The sequence below is a fragment of the Paenibacillus ottowii genome (assembly GCF_006874425.1).
Lineage (GTDB): Bacteria > Bacillota > Bacilli > Paenibacillales > Paenibacillaceae > Paenibacillus > Paenibacillus ottowii.
This window is the reverse complement of the sequence record NZ_VIJZ01000010.1, coordinates 20,496-45,982: the sequence shown is the minus strand read 5'-3', so window position 1 is coordinate 45,982 and position 25,487 is coordinate 20,496. Positions and strand designations below refer to the sequence as shown.

Annotated in this window: 25 protein-coding genes, 1 tRNA gene and 1 other RNA gene; 6 read left to right on the top strand and 21 right to left on the bottom strand. The window is 45.4% G+C overall.

Annotated features, from left to right (window positions below; translation table 11 throughout):
- Nucleotides 1–6: 6 nt before the first annotated feature.
- From FKV70_RS20890 to FKV70_RS20880, 3 genes are all read right to left on the bottom strand, one after another.
- A complete protein-coding gene (locus tag FKV70_RS20890; protein ID WP_142614144.1) occupies nucleotides 7–1,257 on the bottom strand; it encodes a pentapeptide repeat-containing protein in 1,251 nt (416 codons plus the stop codon).
- 77 nt (nucleotides 1,258–1,334) lie between these two features.
- Nucleotides 1,335–2,750, bottom strand: coding sequence for a contractile injection system protein, VgrG/Pvc8 family (locus FKV70_RS20885; protein ID WP_142614142.1), 1,416 nt, complete (start codon nucleotides 2,748–2,750; stop codon nucleotides 1,335–1,337).
- Nucleotides 2,747–3,421 (bottom strand): hypothetical protein, encoded by a 675-nt coding sequence (locus tag FKV70_RS20880; protein WP_142614140.1) that lies wholly within the window; start codon nucleotides 3,419–3,421, stop codon nucleotides 2,747–2,749. The genes FKV70_RS20885 and FKV70_RS20880 overlap by 4 nt, the downstream gene beginning before the upstream one ends.
- Nucleotides 3,422–3,722: 301 nt before the next feature.
- On the opposite strand from FKV70_RS20880, the gene FKV70_RS20875 reads away from it, so the two are divergent.
- Nucleotides 3,723–4,118, top strand: a complete 396-nt coding sequence (locus tag FKV70_RS20875) for a hypothetical protein (protein ID WP_142614138.1) — start codon at nucleotides 3,723–3,725, stop codon at nucleotides 4,116–4,118.
- A 97-nt stretch (nucleotides 4,119–4,215) separates the two neighbouring features.
- Nucleotides 4,216–4,605 (top strand): hypothetical protein, encoded by a 390-nt coding sequence (locus FKV70_RS20870; RefSeq protein ID WP_244310797.1) that lies wholly within the window; start codon nucleotides 4,216–4,218, stop codon nucleotides 4,603–4,605.
- 323 nt (nucleotides 4,606–4,928) lie between these two features.
- Here FKV70_RS20870 and FKV70_RS20865 read toward each other — a convergent pair whose 3' ends face one another.
- Both FKV70_RS20865 and FKV70_RS20860 read right to left on the bottom strand, forming a co-directional pair.
- A complete protein-coding gene (locus tag FKV70_RS20865; RefSeq protein ID WP_142614136.1) occupies nucleotides 4,929–5,354 on the bottom strand; it encodes a hypothetical protein in 426 nt (141 codons plus the stop codon).
- Nucleotides 5,355–5,437: 83 nt separating this feature from the next.
- Nucleotides 5,438–5,683 carry a hypothetical protein gene (locus tag FKV70_RS20860; protein WP_063212121.1) on the bottom strand — a complete coding sequence of 82 codons (246 nt, stop codon included), beginning with the start codon at nucleotides 5,681–5,683 and terminating at the stop codon, nucleotides 5,438–5,440.
- A 232-nt stretch (nucleotides 5,684–5,915) separates the two neighbouring features.
- Here FKV70_RS20860 and FKV70_RS20855 point away from each other — a divergent pair, with 232 nt between their 5' ends.
- Nucleotides 5,916–6,362 (top strand): hypothetical protein, encoded by a 447-nt coding sequence (locus tag FKV70_RS20855; RefSeq protein ID WP_142614134.1) that lies wholly within the window; start codon nucleotides 5,916–5,918, stop codon nucleotides 6,360–6,362.
- Nucleotides 6,363–6,434: 72 nt separating this feature from the next.
- Nucleotides 6,435–6,755 (top strand): hypothetical protein, encoded by a 321-nt coding sequence (locus tag FKV70_RS25965; RefSeq protein WP_208738435.1) that lies wholly within the window; start codon nucleotides 6,435–6,437, stop codon nucleotides 6,753–6,755.
- On the opposite strand, the gene ssrA is transcribed toward FKV70_RS25965, so the two are convergent.
- The 10 genes from ssrA to FKV70_RS20805 all read right to left on the bottom strand — a co-directional run bounded on the left by ssrA (nucleotide 6,716) and on the right by FKV70_RS20805 (nucleotide 18,594).
- Nucleotides 6,716–7,080, bottom strand: a transfer-messenger RNA (tmRNA) gene (ssrA, locus tag FKV70_RS20850). The two genes, FKV70_RS25965 and ssrA, sit on opposite strands and share 40 nt — an antisense overlap.
- A gap of 256 nt (nucleotides 7,081–7,336) precedes the next feature.
- Nucleotides 7,337–7,816, bottom strand: a complete 480-nt coding sequence (smpB, locus tag FKV70_RS20845; protein WP_007428162.1) for an SsrA-binding protein SmpB — start codon at nucleotides 7,814–7,816, stop codon at nucleotides 7,337–7,339.
- A 265-nt stretch (nucleotides 7,817–8,081) separates the two neighbouring features.
- Nucleotides 8,082–10,688: a ribonuclease R gene (gene rnr / locus FKV70_RS20840; RefSeq protein ID WP_142614132.1), complete on the bottom strand. Its 2,607-nt coding sequence runs from the start codon at nucleotides 10,686–10,688 to the stop codon at nucleotides 8,082–8,084.
- A 188-nt stretch (nucleotides 10,689–10,876) separates the two neighbouring features.
- Entirely contained in the window at nucleotides 10,877–11,110 is a 234-nt protein-coding gene (gene secG, locus FKV70_RS20835; protein ID WP_064797354.1) for a preprotein translocase subunit SecG, read from the bottom strand.
- A gap of 330 nt (nucleotides 11,111–11,440) precedes the next feature.
- Nucleotides 11,441–12,727 carry a phosphopyruvate hydratase gene (gene eno / locus FKV70_RS20830; protein WP_142614130.1) on the bottom strand — a complete coding sequence of 429 codons (1,287 nt, stop codon included), beginning with the start codon at nucleotides 12,725–12,727 and terminating at the stop codon, nucleotides 11,441–11,443.
- Between the two features lie 63 nt (nucleotides 12,728–12,790).
- Nucleotides 12,791–14,335: a 2,3-bisphosphoglycerate-independent phosphoglycerate mutase gene (gene gpmI / locus FKV70_RS20825; protein ID WP_142614128.1), complete on the bottom strand. Its 1,545-nt coding sequence runs from the start codon at nucleotides 14,333–14,335 to the stop codon at nucleotides 12,791–12,793.
- A gap of 1 nt (nucleotide 14,336) precedes the next feature.
- Nucleotides 14,337–15,089: a triose-phosphate isomerase gene (gene tpiA, locus FKV70_RS20820; RefSeq protein WP_142614126.1), complete on the bottom strand. Its 753-nt coding sequence runs from the start codon at nucleotides 15,087–15,089 to the stop codon at nucleotides 14,337–14,339.
- Nucleotides 15,090–15,148: 59 nt separating this feature from the next.
- Nucleotides 15,149–16,330 (bottom strand): phosphoglycerate kinase, encoded by a 1,182-nt coding sequence (locus FKV70_RS20815; RefSeq protein ID WP_064797356.1) that lies wholly within the window; start codon nucleotides 16,328–16,330, stop codon nucleotides 15,149–15,151.
- A gap of 123 nt (nucleotides 16,331–16,453) precedes the next feature.
- Nucleotides 16,454–17,464: a type I glyceraldehyde-3-phosphate dehydrogenase gene (gene gap / locus FKV70_RS20810; protein WP_063212520.1), complete on the bottom strand. Its 1,011-nt coding sequence runs from the start codon at nucleotides 17,462–17,464 to the stop codon at nucleotides 16,454–16,456.
- A gap of 92 nt (nucleotides 17,465–17,556) precedes the next feature.
- Nucleotides 17,557–18,594, bottom strand: coding sequence for a sugar-binding transcriptional regulator (locus FKV70_RS20805; RefSeq protein WP_063212519.1), 1,038 nt, complete (start codon nucleotides 18,592–18,594; stop codon nucleotides 17,557–17,559).
- 260 nt (nucleotides 18,595–18,854) lie between these two features.
- Here FKV70_RS20805 and FKV70_RS20800 point away from each other — a divergent pair.
- Both FKV70_RS20800 and clpP read left to right on the top strand, forming a co-directional pair.
- A tRNA-Arg gene (locus FKV70_RS20800) sits at nucleotides 18,855–18,929 on the top strand.
- 207 nt (nucleotides 18,930–19,136) lie between these two features.
- Entirely contained in the window at nucleotides 19,137–19,733 is a 597-nt protein-coding gene (clpP, locus tag FKV70_RS20795) for an ATP-dependent Clp endopeptidase proteolytic subunit ClpP (protein WP_013368815.1), read from the top strand.
- Nucleotides 19,734–19,845: 112 nt separating this feature from the next.
- On the opposite strand, the gene FKV70_RS20790 is transcribed toward clpP, so the two are convergent.
- The 6 genes from FKV70_RS20790 to rapZ form a co-directional block, all read right to left on the bottom strand.
- On the bottom strand, nucleotides 19,846–20,952 hold the full coding sequence (locus FKV70_RS20790; RefSeq protein ID WP_142614124.1) for a PdaC/SigV domain-containing protein: 1,107 nt from the start codon (nucleotides 20,950–20,952) through the stop codon (nucleotides 19,846–19,848).
- Nucleotides 20,953–21,189: 237 nt separating this feature from the next.
- On the bottom strand, nucleotides 21,190–21,945 hold the full coding sequence (locus FKV70_RS20785) for an SIMPL domain-containing protein (protein ID WP_142614323.1): 756 nt from the start codon (nucleotides 21,943–21,945) through the stop codon (nucleotides 21,190–21,192).
- 275 nt (nucleotides 21,946–22,220) lie between these two features.
- A complete protein-coding gene (locus tag FKV70_RS20780; protein ID WP_013368811.1) occupies nucleotides 22,221–22,490 on the bottom strand; it encodes an HPr family phosphocarrier protein in 270 nt (89 codons plus the stop codon).
- Between the two features lie 136 nt (nucleotides 22,491–22,626).
- Nucleotides 22,627–23,571 (bottom strand): DNA-binding protein WhiA, encoded by a 945-nt coding sequence (gene whiA / locus FKV70_RS20775; protein WP_013368810.1) that lies wholly within the window; start codon nucleotides 23,569–23,571, stop codon nucleotides 22,627–22,629.
- Between the two features lie 5 nt (nucleotides 23,572–23,576).
- Nucleotides 23,577–24,563 (bottom strand): gluconeogenesis factor YvcK family protein, encoded by a 987-nt coding sequence (locus tag FKV70_RS20770; RefSeq protein WP_063212514.1) that lies wholly within the window; start codon nucleotides 24,561–24,563, stop codon nucleotides 23,577–23,579.
- A gap of 12 nt (nucleotides 24,564–24,575) precedes the next feature.
- Nucleotides 24,576–25,475 (bottom strand): RNase adapter RapZ, encoded by a 900-nt coding sequence (gene rapZ / locus FKV70_RS20765; protein ID WP_063212513.1) that lies wholly within the window; start codon nucleotides 25,473–25,475, stop codon nucleotides 24,576–24,578.
- Between the last annotated feature and the right edge of the window lie 12 nt (nucleotides 25,476–25,487).

The window sequence follows — 25,487 nt, the reverse complement described above, 5'->3', positions numbered from 1 at the left end:
AATATCTCAATGCAGCCACTCCCTTTTGCTACCAACATCCCTCACCTGTGTAGACCACTCCAAACCAATAGCTCCTCTACGCTGTTCATCGGTAAAAATAACTCCTTGTACATTGGCACCTGTAAAATTAGCTCCGATCAAACAAGCCCCTTTAAAGGATGCACCTGTCACATTTGCTCCAACAAAGCAGGCATCGGTTAGATCTGCCCCGTCCAAGGACGCTTTTTGTAGTAACGCCTTTTGAAAAATGGCTCCCCGCAACTGTGCATCATGAAAACGGGCTCCTTGCAAGCTCGCACCTGTGAAATCTACACCAGCAAAACCCAATGGCTCCCAATCCAATGAAGCATCTGATCCATATCCGGCGTTCCCTATAACGACATCCAATATGGCCCCTTTCATCGAGCATCCGCTAAAATTGGCTCCATGAAGTAAACTGTATGTCAAATCAATTCCATTTAACTCACTTTCCTGCCACACTGTTCCCACTAGAACACAGCCATGTAGACGGCTATGCTCCATCCTGATTTGGCGAAAGGCTGTATAACGAAAATCCAACAGGCTATAATCCCCATCCGACAAATGAACTTGAGTCAACGCCTGATAGCTGTACGCATGTTCCTCTTTTTCCTCCAACCACGACCGAATCTCATTCGCCTCTATGGCTCTGCGATCTTCTCGATATACCGATACACTATGATCCCAATATTCCCCGACACGAATCTCGAATGTCTCTTCTCGCTCCAGCTCTTGAAACTCCGGTAAGTACACCGCCTGTTTCATCGCTGTGCGCACCACATTCACAACGAGCGCATGAATGTGTACCGCTGCTTCCAACATAATCTGCTCCCATTCAAGCTCTGATAGAGAAACTTGCCGCTTCTCTACCTCCCTTCGCAATTGCTGCTGCAAATCGGTCCAGTAGGAATATGCCCAGCTTGTGTTCCATTCAAAACGGATCGGCTGCGGATCAAGCATCCATAAAGCATCGGAAACCTCTACGAGATAAGCAGGCCGCTCTTCCAGCCATGTGGTACGTAGCATAGAGTACGTGATATAACCAATGCTTCCTTTTCTTCCTTGCAGCTGCTCTTGTCGAATGTGCTGGCAATAGCCCCGAAACTCTTCGACACAAGCCTGAATCCGTTGCTCCTGCGTCGTCTTAAACTTCAGTGCCCAGTCTCTGCGGATGAGAAACCACGCCTGATTCAATATAGCTCGCCATTGGGGTTCTAACTCATCAATAGGCTTCTCCATTTGTACTCAATCACCACCTAAAGCTCTCTATAAATTCATATCTTCAGGCTGGCGCCAATCATCCGCTGCCCTATAGCCTAATTCGACTTCACTTCACTACCCTTCATGTCCGCTGACCCACTCAATTGAATATGACTGCCATTGCAATCCATACGCAGCTCGCTGCCTGCGGACAAATTCATCGTTTTCCCTGCCGACAGGCTCAGATTACCCCCCGCCGAGATACTCACCTGTTTATTGCTCACAATATGAATGCCTTCCTTGTCGTCCAGCTTGATAAAAATAGCGCCATCTTTCCCCGTCACGACCAGTTCATCCGGTCCCAAACGAATTTCTTTTCCATGAGGTGTTCGCCATATTTTCATCTGCGGATTGGAAAACTTGTTATGCCCGCTTCCTCTGTCTGCACGTCGGACTGTACTGCCTGCTACACCATCTTCTTCACGGCTGCCCGGAAAATAGAGTGAAACCGGATCCCCTTTTTCCGGCATCACATACCAACCTGTATGCCCTCCGCCGCTATACACCGTCGAATAATTGAACCAATGCGCTTGATCGACCGCCTGCTTCTTGTCGCAATCCAGATGGATACGCACCTGATCCTGACGCACATCCACGACCACTCCGCCTAATGAAGCGCCCGCCAGCTTTTCCTGATAGTAGCCTTTCTGCCGTAAGCCTTTGTACGAGGCAAGCACATATTGATGCCGCAACAGCCCCTGTCTCATTTCCGTATAAGCCTCAATGACATACAAACTGTGTCCCTGAAAAGTCAACTGAGCGCCCAAATCCAGGACCTCGTCTGTCTCCACCTCATAAAAAATAAAATCATTTTCGTTCACCTTTGCCTGCTCATTTTCCTGAAAGTAGCGGAAAGGCAACATCTGCTTGCGTACCGTATAACGGGTATGATCCAGCACGGCCTGTGCAGGGCTGTCTTCAATGCCAAAATAAAATTTGGGACTGTCAAAACGCGACACAGGCATCAGGCTCGTATGATAGCGGGAAGCCATGCGTCTTAAAAAGGCCCAATCCGTCTCCTGATACTGGATGGCAATCCGTCCAATAGGCTCTCCACCGGTCGCTCCATCAATCACATCCAATCCCTCATAATCCTTACCAATCTGCTCCAGCATCTGAGGAATTGTCATTTTGGTATATTGAAAAGAACGGGTGCGTTGCTGGATATCCATCCGATAAGTATGAGAAATGGCCTCTACCTCCAGATAGTACACATCCCGCACAACCTTCACTTCGACCGATAGCGCAATCCCGCTGAATAGAGGCTTATTTTCACCCAATTCATTTTGCTGGCTTACCTCAATAATCGTGTTCTTTTCCGTCGTTTCCACATAGCTGTCCTGCATGTCTTCCGGGATGATCCCTGTAAAATAGAGACGAGTATGCTCGTTGATTTTCTTCGTGAGGGTAAGCTGCTCCAGCTCAACCAACTCGTAGGGATGAATTAGGATATTGTCGTAGCCCAGACTCATAGCGAATCCGCTCCTCTCTCAAGCGTAGGATGTAAAAGCAAAGAAACTGCATGAAGCGATTGTACTGTGTTTTCCGCTACAGGCAGCCATACCTCCATGTCCGATTCCATACAGTTAAACGTTCCCATCATCACCTGTCCTGCATGGGTGAACAGCAAGATTTCGTTGTACAAATTTGTATCCACGCCTGCAGCAACAAAACGGATCACACCAATGGACAGACCGGAATGATTTACGATCACTTGAGTGCCCAACCAGTTACGGATCGGTTGTACAGCTCGCAAAGTGTCCGCCATTTGCTCCACAAACTCAGGAAGCTCCTCGTCCTGCAAAGTGGATTCTGTCCGATTAAAAGTGATATTCACCGTCCCATCCTCTGAGGTGTAAATAACCTCTGGACGATACTCCGAAGGATACTTAAATTTGGCCTGCTCCAGTGGCATCAAACTAAAAGATTTCGGCACGCTTACCTGCATTTGTCCGTCCAAAATAACCCTCAATTCGAGCGTAATGAGCTCATCACCTAACCGCAACGCCTGATTTCCCCCGAAAACGGATTGATCTTGATCGGATATAGCAGTTTGAGAAAAGGTCGTAATTTCGTTATTAGATGCAACATCGTAATTAAGCTTATTTTTAAGACTTACAATGTGCTCGTCCATATAGTTCATAGGGTTAGTCCCTTCTTCGTAAAAAAGATAAGTATTAATTCAAAATATAAAAGCAAAAGGGCATATTTAACAATAACCCATCTTATGTATGTATCGGCCAGAATCGAGATTTTGTTTACAGAAAGAACCATAGCATGCGTTATTTTCAATGTATATTTCTGAAATTAATATGGAGAAGGGGATGATAGGAATGTACTATGGATCAACTAAAACCGTCTTGGCCTTAAATGAAAATAGATATTATTACTTTGAAAGGCTCCTGTTATCAGTGAAGCCTTATTTTCTTTTAGGAGGTTACGTTGTGCGCATCATACAGACCCAGCAAGACATCGACTCACTGCAATACTCTTCGCTTTCCCCCTCTTTTTTAAAACACATCCAAGAATACTTCACTCGGCTTCGCGACTCATTCCATAACAAAGACGATCCGTATTTCTCCCTCCAGCCTTCCGGCCCTATCTTCATACTAGAAGCAGGGGATAACCTACACGATCTTAGCCTCATAGGTTTTAGACGAGAAGACGACGGGCTTTTCGGTAGTTGCCCTGAATACGTCGAGTTGTACGACCTCGGCAATACCCAAATCTACAAAATCGCCGTCATGAACACCAATGACTACATCATCACTCTGTTTACACAAGTCGGAATTCATCACAAGGAGGCCGAGCAATGGCTAAAAGAACAAGCAGAAGTTTAAAGGCAAATGAGGAAAACATACTGAACAAGCTAAAGAGGTCATTGAATACAACGGGGATATTATCAATGATCCAGAATCGTACGGAAATACCTGGATCATGGCAGTGTCACTTAGATCATTCATTCACAATCAAAAACAGTTCCTACCCGCCTGTTTGGAAGAGCATGAAGTGCTCCATCCCGAACAGGCCTTTTTTGTGCGTGTGATCATCAAGACAACCGATCAGAGTGGGACAAACAGATACGTGGACAGTACGAATCTGTTTGTAACGATAGACCAGGATACTGGAGTTGTAGATATTTTAAAAGAGGATGAGGCACTGTCAGATAACCCTGTATTTCATGGCGGTGAAATTGCAGATGCCTTACGTTGGGTGAATGAATTAGCCGATCCTTGTTACATCGCGCTAGAAGACCCGTTCCTCACACCGGAGCAACGCATTCTGTTCATACAGAGTGCAAAAGAAGATGATTCCTTCTCCCTGTAAATGAATTTTTTTCAATCAAAAAGCGACAGTATCGACGAATGTGTCATTCTATGCCAGAGCCGGTACTGTCGCTTTTTTCCAACCAAAAAAACTCCACATTATTGAAAGTCGGCGAGTATTTAATTTTTATAAATTATCTTTAGCAACACACCCAGAATAGTCCAAACGATAGCAATAGTTGCTTTCATTTTAAAGGAGCTGCTCATTTTCCCCTTCTTATTCACTTTATTGGAAACCCAGATAAACACTGTCGCAAACAAATATCCTATAATTAAATCAATTATTATATAGATTACTGGCAATAAAATAGACACTAGTCCTCTTCACCCTTTCAGATTAATTCTAGGTACGTTGACAAAATTGTTACTTAGAGTACTAGGGCCATAACCCATTTTTTTCAGGAAAAAATCCACCCGACGTTTACTATCTTCTACCTCAATAATAGTAAACCATTTTTGAAAGATGTTAAATTCTTTTAATTGTAGTAGTGCTCTTAAATCCAACGCCCCCACTGCATATCTAGTCTTTTTACTTTTTCTCTCTAAGGTGAATGTATAAGTAGCAAGAGGAACCTCTGGCTCATCAGAAATATACCAATGGAAATTTACATCTGTTGTCGTATGAATTTCGGATAGCTGAACTAATACCTGAACGGACCCGCTCTGCTCAGGGTAAAAAGTATTCGTTATATTAATTGGTTTAAAATCTGAGGTCGTATCTTCACAGACTGTAATAGATTCTATATTCATATTCGTCCACCCGCCTTTCTATACTGTAAATCAAAAAACCAATACTCAAGTAAGCCAGTATTGGTTTTTTGATTCATCTTTAATTAGTTACCTTTACCCCAAATAGCCACACCGATACCATAACGTATACCACCCGTTATTGCTCCACCAGCGGCACCAATTGTTCCTCCTAAAATGGCTCCAGGGACAGCTCCTACACCACCAGCGGCTGCGCCAGCAATACCTCCAGTTACAGCTCCTCTTGCTGCACCGGTTGCAGTGGAGCGGCCCACAACATTTCCGTCATTTGGGAATGCCTTATGTAATACAGAATTAACAGTAGAATTCATACTCACACCTCCTTTCAATATACTTTATCGGTACAATAAGGAATAAATTTAATATTTAAATTAAAAATTTTAATAATAAATTTCATAATAAGCACTTTTGTACTATATTTTTAATAATTATCTTCCAGGTTCCACGGTATAATCTCACCACAAAGCAATAGTACCCACGAATGCGTCATACTACGCCAAAGTCAGTACCATCGCTATTCCCATTTAGAAATGGAGCGATACCATGTCAACGTTAACCTTCACGGAAAAAGAAAAACGCGCCCTTGTTGCTCTCATTCAAGAGCAGATGGACACGCATCTATCTCGCTTTCCTTTTGCCAGATACCCTGTATATCCTTTGAAAGAATGGAGGCGTCTTCTGTGCGATCCTGATGTAATCACCCCACCTCTTTTAAAGCAAATACTCGGTTGGACATTCGGGGGCTGGCAACGGAAAGACCTTTACTCTGCACAAAGTAGTGTGGTTAGAACCATCATCAAGTTGTGGCCAGAATTCATCAAAAAGATGCCCCCAACACCCGGAGACATCCTTCAATTTTGGGAAGAGCGACTGACAGACTGGACAAATGGATTTCAGGCTGTTTCCTTCCTTTTACATCTCATACATCCCATATCCCTGTTCTGGCTAAACAGCTTAATGAGTACTAAAAGCCCAAAGAAACTCATGTGAAAGCCGATCAACAACGCCTGAACAAAGAGTCTGGAAGGTGTAGAGCGCCAGATCGATAACATTGTAAATGCGGTGGCTGGCGGTCTGAACAATCCTACCATTCTTGGAAAGTTGTCCTCACTGGAACAGCAAAAGATTGAGCTAGAAACGAAACTGCTTGAGGCTCAGCAGGTAAAAGAAAAAGCAGCCATCACAGAGGATGCTCTGCGACAACTGCTTTCTGGCTTTCAGGACCACATCACCAGCCGGAATCTTCCTGAGATCAAGAAGTTCATCGGCAGCTATGTAGAAAAGGTGATCGTCTACAAGGAACATGTAGAAGTCATCTTTAAGCTACAAGTTGTGGATTTGATAGATGGAGGCGAGGGGAGTCGAACCCCTGTCCGAAGATAACGACACATAAGCTTCTACGGGTGTAGTCACAGTTTTGATGTCACCCGAGTATCGCCCCGTAACCGGCTATACGTTGGGTCAGCCTGATTGTCTTCTTCAGCACACCCCAGGCGGAGATGTGACAGCGTATCCCACTATAGGTTAGCCCCTACATCCGGCACATGGGCGATGCAGGAGAGGAGCACGCTCACAGGTTATTAAGCTGCGAAAGCGTAGTTGTTTTGTTGTTTGCCGTTTAATAGGCTTTAGCGTTGATGAAGTGGACGCGTCCCCACTACCCGCTACCCATGCTCGAACTATCCCCGTCGAATCCATAAACGCCCCCTTATTATAAAAGGGCTCCACGGATAAATCCGGAAATACCGGAGCATAAGTGCATAATATCAAAAGCTGAATCCTAAGATTCAATACTCGAATCAAGTTAAATTCAAGAAGCATTGAAAACTTACTACTTCGTTAGTATAACATATTACATGTCATAACGAAACGGATTAAAAGCCATTAAGGCTCGATAAAATAGCACCATTACAGGAAGAAGTAACTTATCCACGTAATTTGTACCATCCTAATCAGCAGACAGCTTATCTTGCAATTTTTTGCTTCTCGCGTAGAGCACGCTGGATATCACGCTGGGCATCACGTTTGGCAGCTGTTTCTCGCTTATCATACTGCTTTTTACCTCTACCCAGTCCAAGCAACAGTTTGGCATAGCCGTTGCGAACATAAATCTTGAGCGGCACGATGGTGTAGCCTTCCTGTTTGGACAGACCAATAAGCTTACGAATCTGCTCCTTGTGCAGCAGCAGCTTACGCGTACGCGTCGGATCGGTCGGATTATTACGATTACCTTGTTCAAAAGGGCTGATATGCATATTGTGAATATGAATTTCGCCATTACGGATCGTAGCAAAAGCATCGCTTATATTAGAGCGACCATTTCTCAGAGACTTAATCTCCGTTCCCGTTAACACCATGCCCGCCTCGTAGGTGTCCTCAATAAAATAGTCATGGGAAGCTTTTTTGTTCTGGGCGAGCACTTTCCCGTCTGCCTTCTTACCCATGAATACCACTCCTTATACATAACTTAATTCAATCTAGAAATCCAGCTACAAAGAGCTGCCCTAGAAATATATTGTAACAAATTTCAGATGGTAAAAGCAAGAAAGGTCAAGGCTACTACATTTCTAATTACCCCAATAGCACACTAAAATCAAGCGGCTTCTATCCATTACTACAGACAGAAACCGCTCAATACCTAAGCCTCCATTTAGCATGATATACTGCTCTTGAGAAGCTCTAGTCTCCTAAAAAGTAAGTTGTTTCAGCCTACTTCTTCTTTTTCCGTACAAACGCAGCGGTGCTATTCCCACCGTTACCGCCCTTTTTCTTCCGCTTACGACGTGGACCTTCACCGCCTGATCTAGCGTCACTACCTGGGGTAGCTGCATCTCCAATGAAGATTCCGCTGGCAGACGTCTTTTTCCGTCGCTTGCTTGTGCCCGTTACTGGCGAATTGTACCCGCCCTTGCCACTACCAAAGCCGAAGCTGCCTGTTGAGCCTGTTCCAACTCCGTTTCCATCACCACGACCTGTGCGACCTGCGATGCTGATACCTCCGTTGCCGCCCTCTTTGGGCTTCCCAGCCGCCTCACGACCGCCTTTACGCTCTCTACCAGCCTTCTCCTTACCGCCCTTGCGGTCATGTCCTTCTCGTCCTCTGCCTTTACCACGGCCCTCGCCACGTGCAAAATCTCCACGTTGTCCAGAGCCACCCGTTCGTTCACGGCGTTGCCGCTGCTTCATATCGACGAGTTCAAAGTCAATCGTGTAGTCATCCATATTTACGCGCCCGACACGAACCTTGACCTCATCCCCAATGCGGAATACCTTGGAGGTGCGTTCGCCGATCAAGGCCATTTGCTGCTCATCAAAATGGTAAAAGTCGTCCGTAAGCGCACTCAGACGTGTCAGCCCTTCGACTGTGTTGTCCAGCTCAATGAACATCCCAAAGCTGGTTACACTGCTGATAATTCCTTCGAATTCCTCGCCGACCTTATCTAGCATATATTCAGCCTTTTTCATCTGCTCTGTATCACGTTCTGCGTCCACAGCCACACGTTCGCGCTCGGAAGACTGCTGTGCGATATCAGGCATACGTGCAGTCAAATATTCCTGTCTCTCGGCTGTTAAAGCCCCACCATTCTCCAATACCTCACGAATGACACGGTGAATCACCAAATCTGGGTAACGACGAATCGGCGATGTAAAATGGGAGTAATACTCCGCAGCCAGTCCAAAATGTCCTGTAGACTCCGCATCATACTTAGCCTGCTTCATCGAACGCAGCATCATCGTGCTAAGCACCGTCTGCTCCTTCGTGCCCTGAATGTCTTCCAGCAATGTTTGCAGTGCACGCGGATGAATGGAATTTCCTCGACCTTTGATATGATGACCAAAATTAGCTGCGAAAGCCATAAAGTTTTGCAGCTTCTCTGGATCAGGGTCCTCATGAATCCGGTACAAGAACGGTACCTTGAGCCAGTGAAAATGTTCGGCTACCGTTTCATTGGCCGCGAGCATAAACTCTTCGATAATTTGTTCGGCTATTGTACGATCCCTTTTCACAATATCGACAGCTTTACCTTCATCATCTACAATCACTTTGGCCTCATCAAAGTCAAAATCAACCGCACCCCGGCGTATCCGATTTGCACGCAGCTTCAATGCTAGTTCCTTCATTGTGTGAAACACATCAACCAGGTCCTTGTACCGTTCCATCAGCTCTGCATCTTCCTCTTCGAGGATTTTGCGAACGTTAGTATAGGTCATCCGTTCCTTCGTTTTAATCACACTGGTGAAAATATCATGTTTTACGACCTTCATATGCTCATTGAATTCCATCTCACAGGATAAAGTCAGTCGATCCACCTGAGGATTCAATGAACAAATTCCGTTTGAAAGTCGATGAGGAAGCATCGGAATGACACGATCAACCAGATACACACTACAGCCGCGGTTATATGCCTCCTGATCCAGCTTGGAGTTCTCACGCACATAATACCCTACATCGGCAATATGAACGCCCAGACGGTAGTTCCCGTTCGGCAAGCGCTCTACATTAACCGCATCATCGAGGTCTTTGGCATCCTCACCGTCAATGGTAACAATGATTTTATCGCGCAAATCACGGCGTCCCTGACGTATAATCTCTTCTTCCGTAATCGCATCAGGAGCCTGATCCGCTTCTGCCATCACTTCATCCGGAAAAGCTTCCGGGAGCTGATGCTTGCGAATAACGGACAAGATGTCAACGCCCGGATCATCCTTATGGCCCAGCACCTCCAGCACTTCACCTTCCGCCGCTGCCCGTCCTTCTGGATAGCTCACAATGCGCACAACGACTTTTTGCCCGTTTACGGCTCCATTGAAGCTGTCCTTAGGAATAAAAATGTCCCGGTTAATACGTTTATCATCGGGCAAAACAAAACCGTATGCTTCGTGGCTCTGAAACACACCGACGACCTGAAGCACTGCGCGCTTCACGATCCGCACAACTTCGCCTTCTAAACGGCCACCCGCAGGTCCCTTTGATGTCACTCTTACCAGTACCGTATCTCCATTCATTGCACTCTTTAAGTCGTTGGCATGAATGTATACATCCGGGTGCTCCCGGTCCTCTGGAATCAAAAAGGCAAAGCCCTTGGCATGAGCCTGCAAACGCCCGCGCTGCAAATCCATCCGTTCTGGAACACCATAACGGTTTGTGCGGGTCAGCAGAATTTTCCCGTCTTCCTCCAATGCGTTCAAGAGCTTAAGGAATTCGCGAAACTCTTCTGCATCCTTAATGTCAAAATGCTGTTCCAACTCCTGGTATGTCATAGGCTTGTATGCGGTCTCGCGCATAAAATCAAGTAGTTGTTGCTCTGTTATCATAATTTTGTCCACCTCGGGTGACCTTTAATTTTCAGTAATAAATCCGCATGTTCCTTGTTCCTAATACAAGGCTCTTAATATACTCATACCCTAGTATACACGAATTTAATCGAAGGCATCCCTGCCTGTACAAAATCCAAAAAAGCCCCCGTTTCCCGTGAAACGAAGGCTTAAGGTTTGTATTTATCTTATTTTGCGAAAAATGCAACCAAAACGGCAACGATCATAAAACATGCACCTAAAACGGCAGTAATACGTTGTAAGATCAAATCCATACCGCGAGCTTTTGTCTTGCCGAACAGATGCTCAGCACCGCCAGAGATGGCACCGGACAAACCTGCGCTTTTCCCCTTTTGCAGTAACACAACTGCAATAACAGCAATCGAGAACACAACGAGCAGCACTTTCAAAAAGATTTCCATGAAAAATCCACCTCCTGAGCTTATACATCTGTTTTGCAAAACAACACAGCCTCTTTTATGAAAACACGCACTTATCATGCTATAAATAGCCGGGAATTAACGCAAAACACTATTTTCATTCTACCACAGCTTCCAGTAGATAACAACAGCTACAACAAGACATCTAGCCATCAAGCCTCTGTAGATTATATATGCATTATTTATAACAAAAAACAGACCTGCTTGCATAAAGCGAGCAGATCTGTTTTATTCATGCGCAAAAGCTTCGAGCGTTCTGACCCTATGATCCTAAATCATAGACCCGAGGCGCTATCAGCATTTTTGGCAATATTATTTTTTCAGGTTGTAGAAAGATTTCAAGCCGTGGTATTGAGCCAGTTCACCCAGTTGATCCTCAATGCGGAGCAATTGGTTGTACTTCGCAATACGGTCAGTACGGGAAGGAGCACCTGTTTTGATTTGGCCTGCATTTGTTGCAACAGCGATATCAGCGATTGTGCTGTCTTCGGATTCACCGGAACGGTGAGAAATTACAGCTGTGTATCCTGCGCGTTTAGCCATTTCGATAGCATCGAATGTTTCAGTCAGCGTACCGATTTGGTTTACTTTGATCAGGATGGAGTTACCAATGTTTTCTTCAATACCTTTAGCCAGACGCTCTGTGTTAGTTACGAACAGGTCGTCACCAACCAATTGGATTTTGTTGCCCAGTTTTTCAGTGAGCAATTTCCAACCTTCCCAGTCATCTTCGGAGCAACCATCTTCAATGGTGATGATTGGGTATTTATCAACCCAAGAAGCAAGCAGGTCAACGAACTCAGCAGAAGTGAAGGATTTGCCTTCGCCTTCCAGAGTGTATTTTCCATCTTTGAAGAACTCAGTGGAGGCAACGTCCATACCGAGGAATACGTCAACACCTGGTTTGTAACCAGCTTTTTCGATTGCTTCGATAATAGTGGACAGAGCTTCTTCGTTGGATTTGAAGTTAGGAGCAAAACCACCTTCATCACCAACAGCTGTGTTCAATCCTTTGGAATTCAGTACGGATTTCAGGTTGTGGAAGATTTCTGCACCAACACGCAGAGCTTCTTTGAATGTAGGAGCGCCTACAGGCAGAACCATGAATTCTTGTACGTCAACGTTGTTGTCGGCATGAGCGCCACCGTTAACGATGTTCATCATTGGTACTGGCAATTGTTTAGCGTTGAATCCGCCCAGGTAAGTGTACAGTGGCAAGCCCAGAGCTTCAGCAGCAGCGCGAGCTACAGCCATGGATACAGCCAGAATTGCATTTGCACCCAGTTTACCTTTGTTTGGAGTGCCATCCAATTTGATCATCAGTGTATCGATTTCTACTTGGTTCACAGCATCCAAGCCGATTACTTCAGGAGCAATAATTTCGTTCACGTTTTTAACAGCTTGCAGAACGCCTTTACCCAGGTAACGGGATTTGTCGTTATCGCGAAGCTCTACAGCTTCGTGAGCGCCTGTGGAGGCACCAGAAGGAACGATAGCGCGACCAATCGCACCGGATTCCAGATATACTTCAACTTCAACTGTAGGGTTACCACGGGAGTCGAGGACTTCGCGAGCGTACACGTCAGAAATAATAGTCATTTGTACTTAATCTCCTTTGTAATTCATAATTTATTGGTCAAGCCTATACTTATTAAATCAAGCTTACTTGCGGGATGCAATCATAGATTTTCCTGTCATTTCCGCAGGTTGCGGAAGTTGCATCAAATCCAGAAGCGTTGGAGCTACGTCAGCCAGAATTCCATGCTCACGCAGAACAATATTTTCATCAGTCAAAATGAACGGAACCGGATTCGTTGTGTGAGCGGTGAACGGACGTCCCTGCTCATCAATTTCCATATCCGCGTTACCATGGTCAGCAATGATAATTACCACGCCGCCTTTGGCTTTAACTGCATCTACAACACGTCCAACACATTCATCCGTCGTCTCTACTGCCTTAATTGTTGGTTCCAGCATACCGGAGTGTCCAACCATATCCGGATTGGCAAAGTTCAGGATAATCGCATCATGCTTGTCGGCTTCGATTTCCTTAACAGCAGCATCCGCTACTTCGTACGCACTCATTTCAGGCTTCAGATCATATGTAGCCACTTTAGGCGAGTTAATCAAAATACGAGTTTCGCCAGGAAGCTCCACATCGCGTCCGCCACTGAAAAAGAAAGTAACGTGCGGATACTTTTCTGTCTCAGCAATACGCAATTGCTTTTTGTTGTTTTGCACCAGCACTTCGCCAAACGTATTGTCCAGGTTTTTCGGTTCATAGGCAACAAATCCTCCAACCGTTTCACTGAACAGTGTCAAGCAAACAAAGTGCAGATCCTTAGGCCATTTTGGCCCACGGTCAAAACCACGGAAATCTTCATTGGTAAATACTTGAGACAATTGAATCGCACGGTCAGGACGGAAATTCAGGAATACAACGGAGTCATTGCTTTCGACCAGCCCTACAGGGCTTCCATCAGCCTTCACAATAACTGTTGGCTCCACAAATTCATCGAATACTGATTTTTCATACGATTCCTTCAATGCTTCGAGTGGGTCAGTATATTGAGGACCTTCCCCGTATACGATTGCACGGTAAGACTTCTCAACACGTTCCCAACGTTTGTCGCGGTCCATGGCATAATAGCGTCCTTGTACGGTCGCGATTTGGCCAATGCCCACTTCCTGAATTTTAGCGACCAGTTGCTGCATGAAGCCTACGCCGCTGTCAGGCATAACGTCACGTCCATCCATGAAAGCATGAATGTACACTTCAGTTAATCCTTCTTTTTTAGCCAGATCCAGCATCGCGAACAGATGGCTGATATGGCTATGCACACCCCCGTCGGACAGAAGTCCGTACAGGTGAAGCTTAGTGTTGTTCTTCTTCGCATGCTGCACTGCTTTAACCAGTGTTTCATTGTTGAAGAACTCGCCTTCACGGATGGACTTCGAAATACGAGTCAAGTCTTGATAAACAATTCGGCCTGCGCCGATGTTCAAGTGACCGACTTCGGAGTTACCCATTTGTCCTTCCGGCAGACCCACTGCTTCGCCAGAAGCCGTCAAGGTTGCATGTGGATACTGTTTTAAATACCGGTCGTAATTCGGCTTGTTGGCCTGTGCAACCGCATTGCCTTCCACAGTGTCACGCAGTCCGAATCCGTCCATAATAATTAAAGCTACCGGTTTTGGTGCTGTCATCTTACTTCGCCCCCTCAACAAGCGCGATGTACGACGCCGGTTGAAGACTGGCACCGCCCACGAGCGCGCCGTCGATATCGCTTTGACCCAGGTACTCAGTAACATTTTCAGGTTTTACACTACCACCGTACTGAATACGTACAGCATTTGCTGTATTTTCATCGTACAGCTCTTTAATCAGACTACGGATGTAGGAAGTCACTTCATTCGCATCCTGCGAAGTGGAGGATTTGCCTGTTCCGATGGCCCAGATTGGCTCATAAGCAACCACGACTTGTGCCGCTTGATCCTTAGCCAGACCAGCAAAAGCTGCTACAGTTTGCACTTTGACAACTTCTTTGGTTTGACCTGCTTCACGTTCTTCCAGCTTTTCGCCTACACATACGATTGGAGTCAGGCTGTGACGGAATGCTGCATGAATCTTTTTGTTCACTGTTTCGTCTGTTTCGTTGAAATACTCACGGCGTTCAGAGTGTCCGATTACAACGTAATCTACGCCCAGGTCTTGCAACATTCTGCCGCTGATTTCACCTGTAAACGCACCATCTTCTGCAAAATGCAGATTTTGTGCGCCAATTTTAATAGATGTACCTTTTACTGCTTCAACCAGAGCAGGAAGATTTGTAAATGGAGCACAGATAACGCTCTCCACTCCTGCAACCTCTGCTTTACCTTTGATCTCTTCGATGAAGGTTTTAGCTTCTGGTACCGTTTTAAACATCTTCCAGTTACCCGCGATAATCGGTGTTCTCAATGGTTTCAACTCCTAACTATTAGGTGCCCTAAAGCCTTTATTACGCGCAATGCGTTTGATTATTTATCGTTAAGTGCAACGACACCTGGAAGTGCTTTGCCTTCCATGAATTCCAGAGATGCGCCGCCGCCAGTGGAAATGTGATCCATTTTGTCAGCCAAGTGGAATTTTTCAGCTGCAGCCGCAGAGTCACCGCCACCAATGATGGTGTATGCATCTGTTGTTGCACAAGCTTCTGCTACTTCACGAGTACCGCCAGCGAAAGGCTCGATTTCAAATACACCCATTGGTCCATTCCAAACAACCAATTTGGAGTTTTTGATAACATCTGCATAGATTTTACGAGTTTTCGGTCCGATATCCACGCCTTCCCAATCTGCAGGAATGCCGTCGATATCCACGATGTTTGTGTTCGCTGTAGCACTGAAATCGTCAGAGATCACGATATCCACAGGAAGGTAGAAGTTTTTGCCGAGCTTCTTCGCTTTTTCAATAAATCCAAGAGCTACGTCCAGTTTGGATTCATCCAGCAAAGATTGACCTACTTCATAACCTTGAGCTTTGAAGAATGTATAAGTCAAACCGCCGCCAATAATTACGTTATCTGCAATGTTCAGCAGGTTGTCGATGACGTCGATTTTGTCTTTTACTTTGGAACCGCCAATAATGGCTGTAAAAGGACGATCTGGATTGGACAGAGCTTTACCAATGACAGACAACTCTTTTTCCATCAGCAAGCCGGAAACAGCCGGAAGGAAATGCGCGATACCTTCTGTAGAAGCATGAGCACGGTGTGCTGCACCAAAAGCATCATTCACGAAAATGTCAGCCAATTCAGCAAATTGCTTCGCCAGTTCAGGATCATTTTTCTCTTCTCCTGGGTAGAAGCGTACATTTTCAAGCAATAGCACATCGCCGTTTTTCAGTTCAGCCACTTTCGCTTTAACAGCCTCACCAACTGCTTCGTCCACCTTAACAACAGGCTTATTGAGCAGTTCTGACAAACGTACACCAGCAGCAGTCAGACGCATGGATTCAACGACTTGACCCTTTGGACGTCCAAAGTGACTCGCCAAAATAACTTTTGCACCTTTTTCAATCAGGTAGTTAATCGTTGGCAAGGTTTCGCGAATACGCTTGTCATCTGTAATTTTACCATCCTCAACCGGAACGTTAAAATCTACACGCACAAACACCCGTTTTCCATTCAGTTCTATATCACGTACGCTCTTTTTGTTCATCTCCATATTCCTCCGCACCCTTATAATTTTACGAAACAGGAATTTAAGGCACATTTTGATATATAAAGAGCGGAAACAATAACACCTGTTTCCGCTCTATGATGTTGCTCGATAAGAAAATTCTTATTTAGCCAATTTAGCGAAGTATTCCAACGTACGGATCAATTGTGCAGTGTAGGACATTTCGTTGTCGTACCAAGCTACAGTTTTAACCAGTTGTTTGTCGCCAACAGTCAGAACTTTAGTTTGAGTTGCATCAAACAAGGAACCGAAAGTCAAACCTTTGATGTCAGAAGAAACGATTTGATCTTCAGTGTATCCGTAAGTTTCAGGATCGGAAGCTTCTTTCATCGCTGCGTTGATTTCTTCAGCAGTTACGTTTTTCTCCAGAACTGTTACCAGCTCAGTCAGGGAACCTGTTGGTACTGGAACGCGTTGAGCTGCACCGTCCAATTTACCTTTCAGTTCAGGGATAACCAGACCGATTGCTTTAGCAGCACCAGTAGTGTTAGGGATGATGTTTTCAGCTGCTGCGCGAGCACGACGGAAGTCACCTTTAGCATGTGGAGCATCCAAAGTGTTTTGGTCGCCAGTGTAAGCGTGAATTGTAGTCATCAAGCCTTCAACGATACCGAATTTGTCTTGCAGTGTTTTAGCCATAGGAGCCAAGCAGTTAGTTGTGCAAGAAGCACCGGAAATTACAGTTTCAGTTCCGTCCAGAATGTCATGGTTTACGTTGTAAACGACCGTTTTCATGTCGCCAGTAGCTGGAGCGGAGATAACAACTTTCTTAGCGCCGCCTTTCAAGTGAAGCTCAGCTTTTTCTTTAGTTGTGAAGAAGCCTGTGCATTCCAGAACGATGTCTACACCCAGGTCTCCCCAAGGCAGTTCTTCAGGGTTGCGGTTAGCCAAAACTTTAACTTCTTTACCGTTTACTTTGAAGAAACCATCATGTACTTCTACTTCCCCTTGGAAAGTACCTTGTGTTGTATCATATTTCAGCAGATGTGCCAGCATTTTGGAATCTGTCAAATCGTTGATTGCTACTACTTCAATACCTTCCACGTCTTGAATACGGCGGAAAGCAAGGCGTCCAATACGTCCGAAACCGTTAATACCAACTTTAACTGTCATGAGTGAGTTCCTCCCAAAGTTCGTTTAGTTTAATTTTATATATTCAAGACAGACCCGAAAGCCCGTCAAGACAACACAATTAAAAAATCATATTAATTCCTTAAATAACGGCTTACAATCTCGGCAGCAGCGCCTTCGTCGGTGACAAGGATGTCTTCCTGCCCGAAACGCAGTACCGCATGAATAGCAGCCGCCTTGCTCTTGCCTCCAGCCACACCCAGCACCGTCTCCGTACGCCTGATGTCCTCCAATCGGAGTCCAAGCGTCAGCATTCTATGAACAACGACGCCGTCTTCGTTAAAATAATAGCCAAACGATTCGGCAACCGCGCCCTCATTGCTGATCTGGGCAAAGGTTTCAGGGTCAAGCTTGCGTCTGTGGGCCATTGCTATGGCGTTGCCTATCCCGTGAATGATAATACGACTCTCTCGAATCAGGCTCAATATATCCTGAATATTCGTATCCTCAAGCAAGGAGTTGTAAGCATGATTGCTGAGCAAATCCGGTACATGGAGCAGACGGTATTGAGCGCCGACCTTGCGAGCCATCGTGGAAGCAATTGTGTTTGCCTGCATTTCCATGCTCTCTCCCAAACCCCCGCGTGCCGGAACAAACCATCCACCCTTAAGCGGGCCGTTAGCAGGTAATGTCAGTTGTTCCGCTACATCTGCAATCGTCGTGCCACCTGTTACAGCGACCACGTCCTCGTCATCCATAACACTCAGCAGCGCCTTTGCGCCCGCACGGCCCAGTTCCTGCTTCGCTAACGGTGAAGCATCCGAATCCCCTGGAACGACAACCACCTTCCTCAAGCCGTAGGCTTGACGAATCTGATCCTCCAATTGGGACAGGCCGAACAAGTTGTTCGCTATCGGCTCCAGCTGTTCTAGCAGATCCAGTCCTGCTTTGCTCACCTTCATGCCCACACTCTCAATCTCAATTAACCCTTGCGCTTTAAGGAGATCGGTCTCAGCGCGCAGTACGCGCTCGGTCATGTCCAGTGAAGCTGCCAGTGTTCTGCGTCCAATCACTTCGGACAACATAATCTGATGCAGGATCGTGTACCTTTTTTTCAAAACATCCATGAGGTCGGGCAGAAGCTGCTTCTGTATTTCTAATATCTTTCGCATGCTTTCCACTCCCGCACACTTCTAAGTTCTGTCTCTATGCTATATCTCTAACTGGTCTTAAAATGTCCCGGGATAACTTTTTAAGTCCCACGTCTATCTTAACCAATATTTGCTTCACATGCAAGTCTATCTGATCCTATATTTCTCAACTTTTTATGTGAATATGCGCACGTAATAAAAGCTTGCAATTCAATGCCGTATATCATATAATCATTTTTGTTTCCAATTAATTAGTTAGTTGCTTGTTGTGATTCATTTGTGCGCCCGTGGTCCAACGGATATGACGTAGGCCTCCGGAGCCTGAGATCGAGGTTCGATTCCTCGCGGGCGCGCCACTTTATACAATTGACTATTGTTCCATATAATGTTTTTAACCAATAAGAGCGCTAAGTGCTCTTTTTTTTAATCAATAGTTTGACTTTCTTTGACTTTTTGTTTGAAATTGTTTATCATGTGGTTAATACGGTAACAGTTTATAAAAGGGATATGTAATTTGCATATCCACCAAATCCACTAATGATATTTAAGGGAGGTTTTTTGACGTGAGCTATGTTCCTATGGTAGTAGAGCAAAGTAACCGCGGCGAACGCGCCTATGACATTTATTCCAGATTGTTGAAGGATCGCATTATTTTGTTGGGCTCGGACGTCAATGACGTTGTAGCCAACTCAATTATTGCACAAATGCTGTTTTTGGCTGCTGAAGATCCTGAAAAAGACATTCACTTGTATATTAACAGTCCTGGCGGTTCCATCACAGCTGGTATGGCCATTTTCGATACGATGCAATACATTAAACCTGATGTATCTACGATTTGTGTAGGTATGGCTGCTTCCATGGGTGCTTTCTTGCTGAATGCAGGTGCCAAGGGCAAACGTTTTGCCTTGCCAAACAGTGAAATTATGATTCACCAACCACTGGGTGGGGCACAAGGACAGGCAACGGATATCGAAATTCGTGCCCGTCGCATTCTGAAAATGCGTGACAAATTGAACCGCATTCTCGCAGATCGCACAGGTCAACCACTGGAACGCATCGAAAAAGACACAGACCGTGACTATTTCATGTCCGCTGATGATGCCAAAGAATACGGTATTATTGATAAAGTGTTAACTAGCTCCTCTCCAGAAGGTGTATAAGATAAGTGATTCAGCTTTGAATAGCTGGTAAATAAAAAGGCTGCCTCAGGATTTTTATATCCGGTAGGCAGCCTTTTTATTTACTATTATTTTTTAATATAGATAATTCAATTTATTGATTTTGTCCCGCAAAAGGCTTCCCGCCCTGAGGCAGCAGTTGAGCAAACGAGTAGGTAAACTCCGGAATTCCATACGCGTATGGTGCATATTCGTACAAATCAAACACGATGGTTACGCCACTGTTGGTCACATAATAATTCTGATCTGCTGCCAACTCTTTAAATTTGTCAAAACCGTCTCCACCCTGGAGCCCATCAACCTTTTTCTTCAAATCAGCATTAAGGAACTTTTTGTAGTTCGGATTTGCCTTCAATACGTCAGATAATTGCAGCAGCTTACCATCAGCAAGCGAGAATGTGTACCCTTTACGTGCTGTCATGCCATGTGCGCCGCCTGTATACGAGTAGTCCTGCATAATCACACTCAGAATACCATCTTTGTTATAGGCAATCGCAAAATCATTCCCAAACTCATACGGTCTGTCTGTTGTAGCCCCTCCCTCTGCCATCATCTTTTTGCCTGCTGCCAATACTCCCTCTGCATGCTTTTTAAGCACATTATTAATGGCCTGTTGAGCCTCAGGATTCAGCTGGCTACCGCTGATTTGCGGGTACTTAATCTTATAAGACACCTTGGCATTACTCGAAGCTGGAAGCGTTTGAGATGCTATTGTGAGTGAATTTTGCTGAGCTTTACTTAATGTTACTGTTTTCTGAGCTGCATTCCACTGCGCATCAATACCCAGATAGTCTTTCAGCAGACTCATAGGAATGTACAGCTTCCCGGCGATCATTTTAGCGTCCATGCTACGCGTGCTGATACCGTTCACATTACCATAGGCATCTGAGGAGGAGACCACGATATAGAGTTTGTTGTACCCACTACCCACTGTATATGCCGCTTCTTTGGTGTCATAGCTTACCGGAATTCCCAAGCTGTCGCGCAGGGCTGCCACAGGAAGGAGCGTGTTCCCGTTGATCTGGATTCCTTTGGTCGTTAATGTTTTGCCATTCCATTGAATAGAGATTCCCGGTTGTTGTGAAGTTGTTAACTGTTTGGTCGATGCTGCCTCAATATAGGAAACGGGAACAACCGCAACCCCTGCCAAAATTCCCGCTGCCAGTAGAGCTGAGCCCCATTTTTTCGTATGCTTGTTCATCGTAAGTATTCCTCCCATTGTAAATCTGTGCTATCTATGTGTTTTGATCACTTTTCTCATTATATCTATACCCTGTTGTATGTAGTTTACAATATGTACACTCACTGATTTCAATCTGTACACCTAACAGCCCTCGGCTATGACAGACTCATTACAAAATAGTTTCAATAGACAAAAGAAGCCAACAAGTCATCCTGCAATGTTGCAGGTGCTTGCGGCTCCGTTTAATGTTCTATACTAGTTCATTTCATACTGGGCCGAAACTTGGACTTTCACCGTCACTTGACCGGACTGAATCTGTGTTCCACCACTCATATCCATAATTGATTTGGACATGGCATTCTCACGTTGTGTATAAACCTGAGCTTCCCCGCCATCTACTGTCACATTCACCAGAGCACCTAAACCGCGTTTAGCTGATTTTGCTACAGCACTAGCTTTGGATTGAGCGTTATCCAACGCTTTTGCAATAGCCGCTTCCTCATAGGTGGAAGGATCCTCAACGGAAAACTGTACATTATCTACGTTGTTTGCTCCTGAGTTTGTAGCCTCATCCAGCAGCTGACCGATTTTATCCAAATTGCGGTATTTCACTGAAAGTGTATGGTTGGCCATATAGCCTTTGAGCTTCTGCCCTTCTTTTTCGTTATAAGTATAGTTAGGTTGTACAGAGAACTGACTTGTCTGAATATCGGCTGCACTAATGCTCCATTTTTCTTTCAACAGTTGTGTGATCTTGTTTATTTTTGCAGCATTGGCTTTTTGAGCAGCAGCAGCAGTATTTCCTTCCGATTGCACACCGATAGAGAGATAAGCGATATCTGGCTTGGCCATTATCTCACCACTTCCACTCACGTTGATTACACCATTCGTCGTCGCAGCTGTTGCAGCATAAGCGCGATCAGCTCCCGTCCATAGCCCTCCTGCTACTCCTCCGACCAATAATGCTCCCGCAATCATTGCTGTGCTCACTGTTTTTGTCCAAACTTTCATCATATTCAACCTCTTTCTTGAAAATGTGTGTACCTTCCAGACGGAAAAGACGGGAAAAGGTTGCAATCGAGCATTTAAATTTCCGAGACAGAGCATTACCACAGAGGAATCAATTAAATGTAGCTTGGACTGAACGCAGTCGCTATATGCAAAAAAATATACATAAATAGCTTATATGGTAGGCTTGCTGAGCTTATTTTCTGGATACAAAAAAAGCCCCAAAGGGGGCTTTCCGCTAAGAGCATACATCATATTATCACAAAGCAAATGTTCGATTATTGATTTTCCAGCTCTACCTTACTAACCAGACTTACTAAAGCGTTTACAGCCTGTTCGGCGTCCGCACCTTCGGCACTAATGTTGATTTCAGTACCTGTACTGATGGCGAGGCTCATAATACCCATGATACTCTTGGCATTAACCTTTTTGTCTTCTTTTTCCACAAAAATCTCAGATGAATATTTATTCGCTTCCTGTACGAACAACGCAGCAGGTCTGGCGTGCAGTCCTGTTTTCAAGCGTACGACTACTGGATGTTTTGACATGTTAGCTTACCCCCTCATCAAATAAATCTGGACGCTATTTACTCCATTTTATTTATCACATTATAACATTAACCCGGGACAGACACTAGAAAAAAAACTAAAAAAACCGGGGCTAAGAGCCCCACAACCCCTCTTTTTACGGAATTAGGCCGTTTTCTCCTCTGATTTTGTCAGCCATCTCGTCAATTTTGCGAAGTCGATGATTTACGCCCGATTTACTCACGACCCCTTTGAGCATTTCTCCGACTTCTTTCAAATTCAAATCAGGATGAGCGAGCCGAATTTCTGCCACTTCACGCAGTTTATCCGGCAAGGTCTCCAACCCCACTTCCCTTTCCAGCAGCTTGATATTTTCAATTTGCCGGACAGCAGCTCCGATCGTCTTGTTCAAATTAGCTGTTTCGCAATTAACAATCCGATTTACGGAATTGCGCATATCGCGCATAATGCGTACATCTTCAAATTTGAACAAAGCTTGGTGGGCTCCAATGATACTGAGCAGCTCAATGATCTTCTCGCCTTCCTTGATGTAGAGAATAAAGCCCTTTTTACGCTCAATACAGCGGGCATTGAGATGGAACTCATTAGCAAGATCCACTAGCGCCTGACAATGCTCCTCATACATCGAAGAAATTTCAAGGTGGTAAGACGACCCCTCTGGATTATTCACAGAGCCACCTGCCATAAAGGCCCCCCGCAGATAAGCCCGCTTACAACAGTTTTTCCGAATGATATCACGATTAATCCCGTCAGTGAACAAGAAACCTTCTGAGACAATATAAAGCTCCTTTAGCAGCTCTTGTACACCATTGGGAATACGAACAATATACACATTATTTTTTTTCAAGCGCATTTTTTTCCGTACAAGCAGTTCGATGTGAAGTTGAAAATGCTTTTTGATCAAGGAGTAAATCCGCCTTGCAATCGCGGCATTTTCTGTGGACACGTCCAATATCACCCTTTTATTCGACAGTTGTACGGATCCGAGCATACGTATGAGCGCAGACAGTTCTGCTTTTTCACAGCAGGGCTGGCTTTCAATCATTGTAAGCTCTTTTTTCGTTTGTGCCGCAAAGGACAAGGGACTCACCTCCTTCTTAACATCCAGTTTTGTACCAATTGGTAAATATGCTGGCTCAATTTGTCGGCATCATGCCGTAAATACGTACGGAACAGAACTAATGTATCTGCCACTACTTTATATCCTCGATCAGCCAGCTCGCCCATGTCTACTTGAACGGGCTTAGCTCCCTGCTCGGCATACATCTCCTGTACTTGAGGTGGAATTTCCCCGTTATTTACTATGACATAGTCGAAGAGATGATGTCCTACATGTTCATAGATCGCTTGCAGGTGATCCCCCACCGTATAGCCGTCAGTTTCCCCTGGCTGTGTCATCACGTTGCAGACAAATATTTTGATAGCATCTGATTTCACCACAGCCTCAGCAAGCTTCGGTACAAGCAAATTTGGCAAAATGCTAGTATATAGACTGCCGGGACCAATCAAAATCGCATCGGCTTCATTAATAGCCTCTACGGCCTCAGGCAACGGCTCCACGTGAGTCGGTTCGAGAAAAACACGTTTGATTCGTCCGCCCGCTTCCGGGATTTTGGACTCCCCGGTGATTACCGTGCCATCCTCCATTTCGGCGTTCAGCACAACGCCTTCCTCAGCCGCCGGAAGCACACGCCCCCGGACAGCAAATACACGGCTAAGCTCGCGCACCGCCGTTACAAAATCCCCTGATATATCAGTCATCGCTGCTAGGATCAGATTTCCCAGACTATGGCCTGACAATCCTGATCCGGCACCGAAACGGTATTTTAGCATATCTGACATGACTGGTTCCACGTCAGCCAAGGCAGTCAGCACATTGCGGATATCCCCCGGAGGGGGCATCTGCAGCTCACTGCGCAATATCCCGGAGCTTCCGCCATCGTCAGCGACTGTAACAATAGCCGTAATATCCAGCGGCTTTTGCTTCAAGCCCCGCAGCATGACGGACAAGCCGGTTCCGCCGCCCATAACAACAATACGCGGGCGCTCCCGTTGTGATCCGGTCTCTTTCATGATTTCACCTCATTAATGCCGGTCCCGATCAGCATCCCGATGCGAAACAGAAACGGATTCTGTCTCGCTGGCACCCAGCATTTTTCCTAAATACTCCGATATTGCAACAGAACGATGCTTACCGCCAGTACAGCCAATACCGATAATGACCTGACTTTTACCCTCTTTGCGATACTGCGGAATCAAAAAATGCAACATATCCAGCAACTTGGTCAGGAACGCCTGAGTCTCAGGCCATTTCATGACATAATCATATACATCGCTATCCTGTCCCGTGTGTGGGCGCAGTTGGTCCACATAGTGGGGATTCGGCAGGAAGCGCACATCGAATACAAGATCGGCATCAATGGGAATACCATATTTGAAGCCAAAAGATGTAATGTTCACAGACAGCATGCTGCTCTCCAGATGGGAAAATCGCGAAATAATCCTCGCCTTTAAGGTTGCAGGCTTCATCACACTGGTATCAATAACCTGTGTAGCGGAGTTTTTGAGTTCTTCCAGCATCTTACGCTCCAACCGAATCCCATCCAAAGGCATACCCTCTGGAGCAAGCGGATGCCGTCTACGGCTTTCTTTGTACCGCTGTACAAGAACACCATCATTTGCATTTAAAAATAAAATCTCACAATGAATTGTAAAATGTTCCTTAATATAATTAAGCGATTCCGACAAGGCGGTAAAGAATTCCCGTCCGCGTAAATCAATGACAAGAGCCACCTTGCCTATTTTACCGTTAGACTGCTCAATCAACTCGGCAAATTTGGGAATCAGCACAGGGGGCAAATTATCAACGCAGAAGAAGCCCAAATCTTCAAGGCTCTGTACCGCAATGGTCTTCCCTGCGCCTGACATCCCTGTAATAATAATGAGCGTTGCCCACGGCGCAGCATTTTTTACATTGTCTGTCATATGGACTTCCCT

Excerpts from the sequence above, each read along its gene's own strand:
- FKV70_RS20890 (WP_142614144.1), bottom strand. The coding sequence starts at position 1,257 with ATGGAGAAGCCTATTGATGAGTTAGAACCCCAATGGCGAGCTATATTG.
- FKV70_RS20885 (WP_142614142.1), bottom strand. The coding sequence starts at position 2,750 with ATGAGTCTGGGCTACGACAATATCCTAATTCATCCCTACGAGTTGGTT.
- FKV70_RS20880 (WP_142614140.1), bottom strand. The coding sequence starts at position 3,421 with ATGAACTATATGGACGAGCACATTGTAAGTCTTAAAAATAAGCTTAAT.
- FKV70_RS20870 (WP_244310797.1), top strand. The coding sequence starts at position 4,216 with ATGGCAGTGTCACTTAGATCATTCATTCACAATCAAAAACAGTTCCTA.
- FKV70_RS20865 (WP_142614136.1), bottom strand. The coding sequence starts at position 5,354 with ATGAATATAGAATCTATTACAGTCTGTGAAGATACGACCTCAGATTTT.
- FKV70_RS20860 (WP_063212121.1), bottom strand. The coding sequence starts at position 5,683 with ATGAATTCTACTGTTAATTCTGTATTACATAAGGCATTCCCAAATGAC.
- FKV70_RS20855 (WP_142614134.1), top strand. The coding sequence starts at position 5,916 with ATGTCAACGTTAACCTTCACGGAAAAAGAAAAACGCGCCCTTGTTGCT.
- smpB (WP_007428162.1), bottom strand. The coding sequence starts at position 7,816 with ATGGGTAAGAAGGCAGACGGGAAAGTGCTCGCCCAGAACAAAAAAGCT.
- rnr (WP_142614132.1), bottom strand. The coding sequence starts at position 10,688 with ATGATAACAGAGCAACAACTACTTGATTTTATGCGCGAGACCGCATAC.
- secG (WP_064797354.1), bottom strand. The coding sequence starts at position 11,110 with ATGGAAATCTTTTTGAAAGTGCTGCTCGTTGTGTTCTCGATTGCTGTT.
- eno (WP_142614130.1), bottom strand. The coding sequence starts at position 12,727 with ATGACTATTATTTCTGACGTGTACGCTCGCGAAGTCCTCGACTCCCGT.
- gpmI (WP_142614128.1), bottom strand. The coding sequence starts at position 14,335 with ATGACAGCACCAAAACCGGTAGCTTTAATTATTATGGACGGATTCGGA.
- FKV70_RS20815 (WP_064797356.1), bottom strand. The coding sequence starts at position 16,330 with ATGAACAAAAAGAGCGTACGTGATATAGAACTGAATGGAAAACGGGTG.
- gap (WP_063212520.1), bottom strand. The coding sequence starts at position 17,464 with ATGACAGTTAAAGTTGGTATTAACGGTTTCGGACGTATTGGACGCCTT.
- FKV70_RS20805 (WP_063212519.1), bottom strand. The coding sequence starts at position 18,594 with ATGCGAAAGATATTAGAAATACAGAAGCAGCTTCTGCCCGACCTCATG.
- FKV70_RS20790 (WP_142614124.1), bottom strand. The coding sequence starts at position 20,952 with ATGAACAAGCATACGAAAAAATGGGGCTCAGCTCTACTGGCAGCGGGA.
- FKV70_RS20785 (WP_142614323.1), bottom strand. The coding sequence starts at position 21,945 with ATGAAAGTTTGGACAAAAACAGTGAGCACAGCAATGATTGCGGGAGCA.
- FKV70_RS20780 (WP_013368811.1), bottom strand. The coding sequence starts at position 22,490 with ATGTCAAAACATCCAGTAGTCGTACGCTTGAAAACAGGACTGCACGCC.
- FKV70_RS20770 (WP_063212514.1), bottom strand. The coding sequence starts at position 24,563 with ATGAAAGAGACCGGATCACAACGGGAGCGCCCGCGTATTGTTGTTATG.
- rapZ (WP_063212513.1), bottom strand. The coding sequence starts at position 25,475 with ATGACAGACAATGTAAAAAATGCTGCGCCGTGGGCAACGCTCATTATT.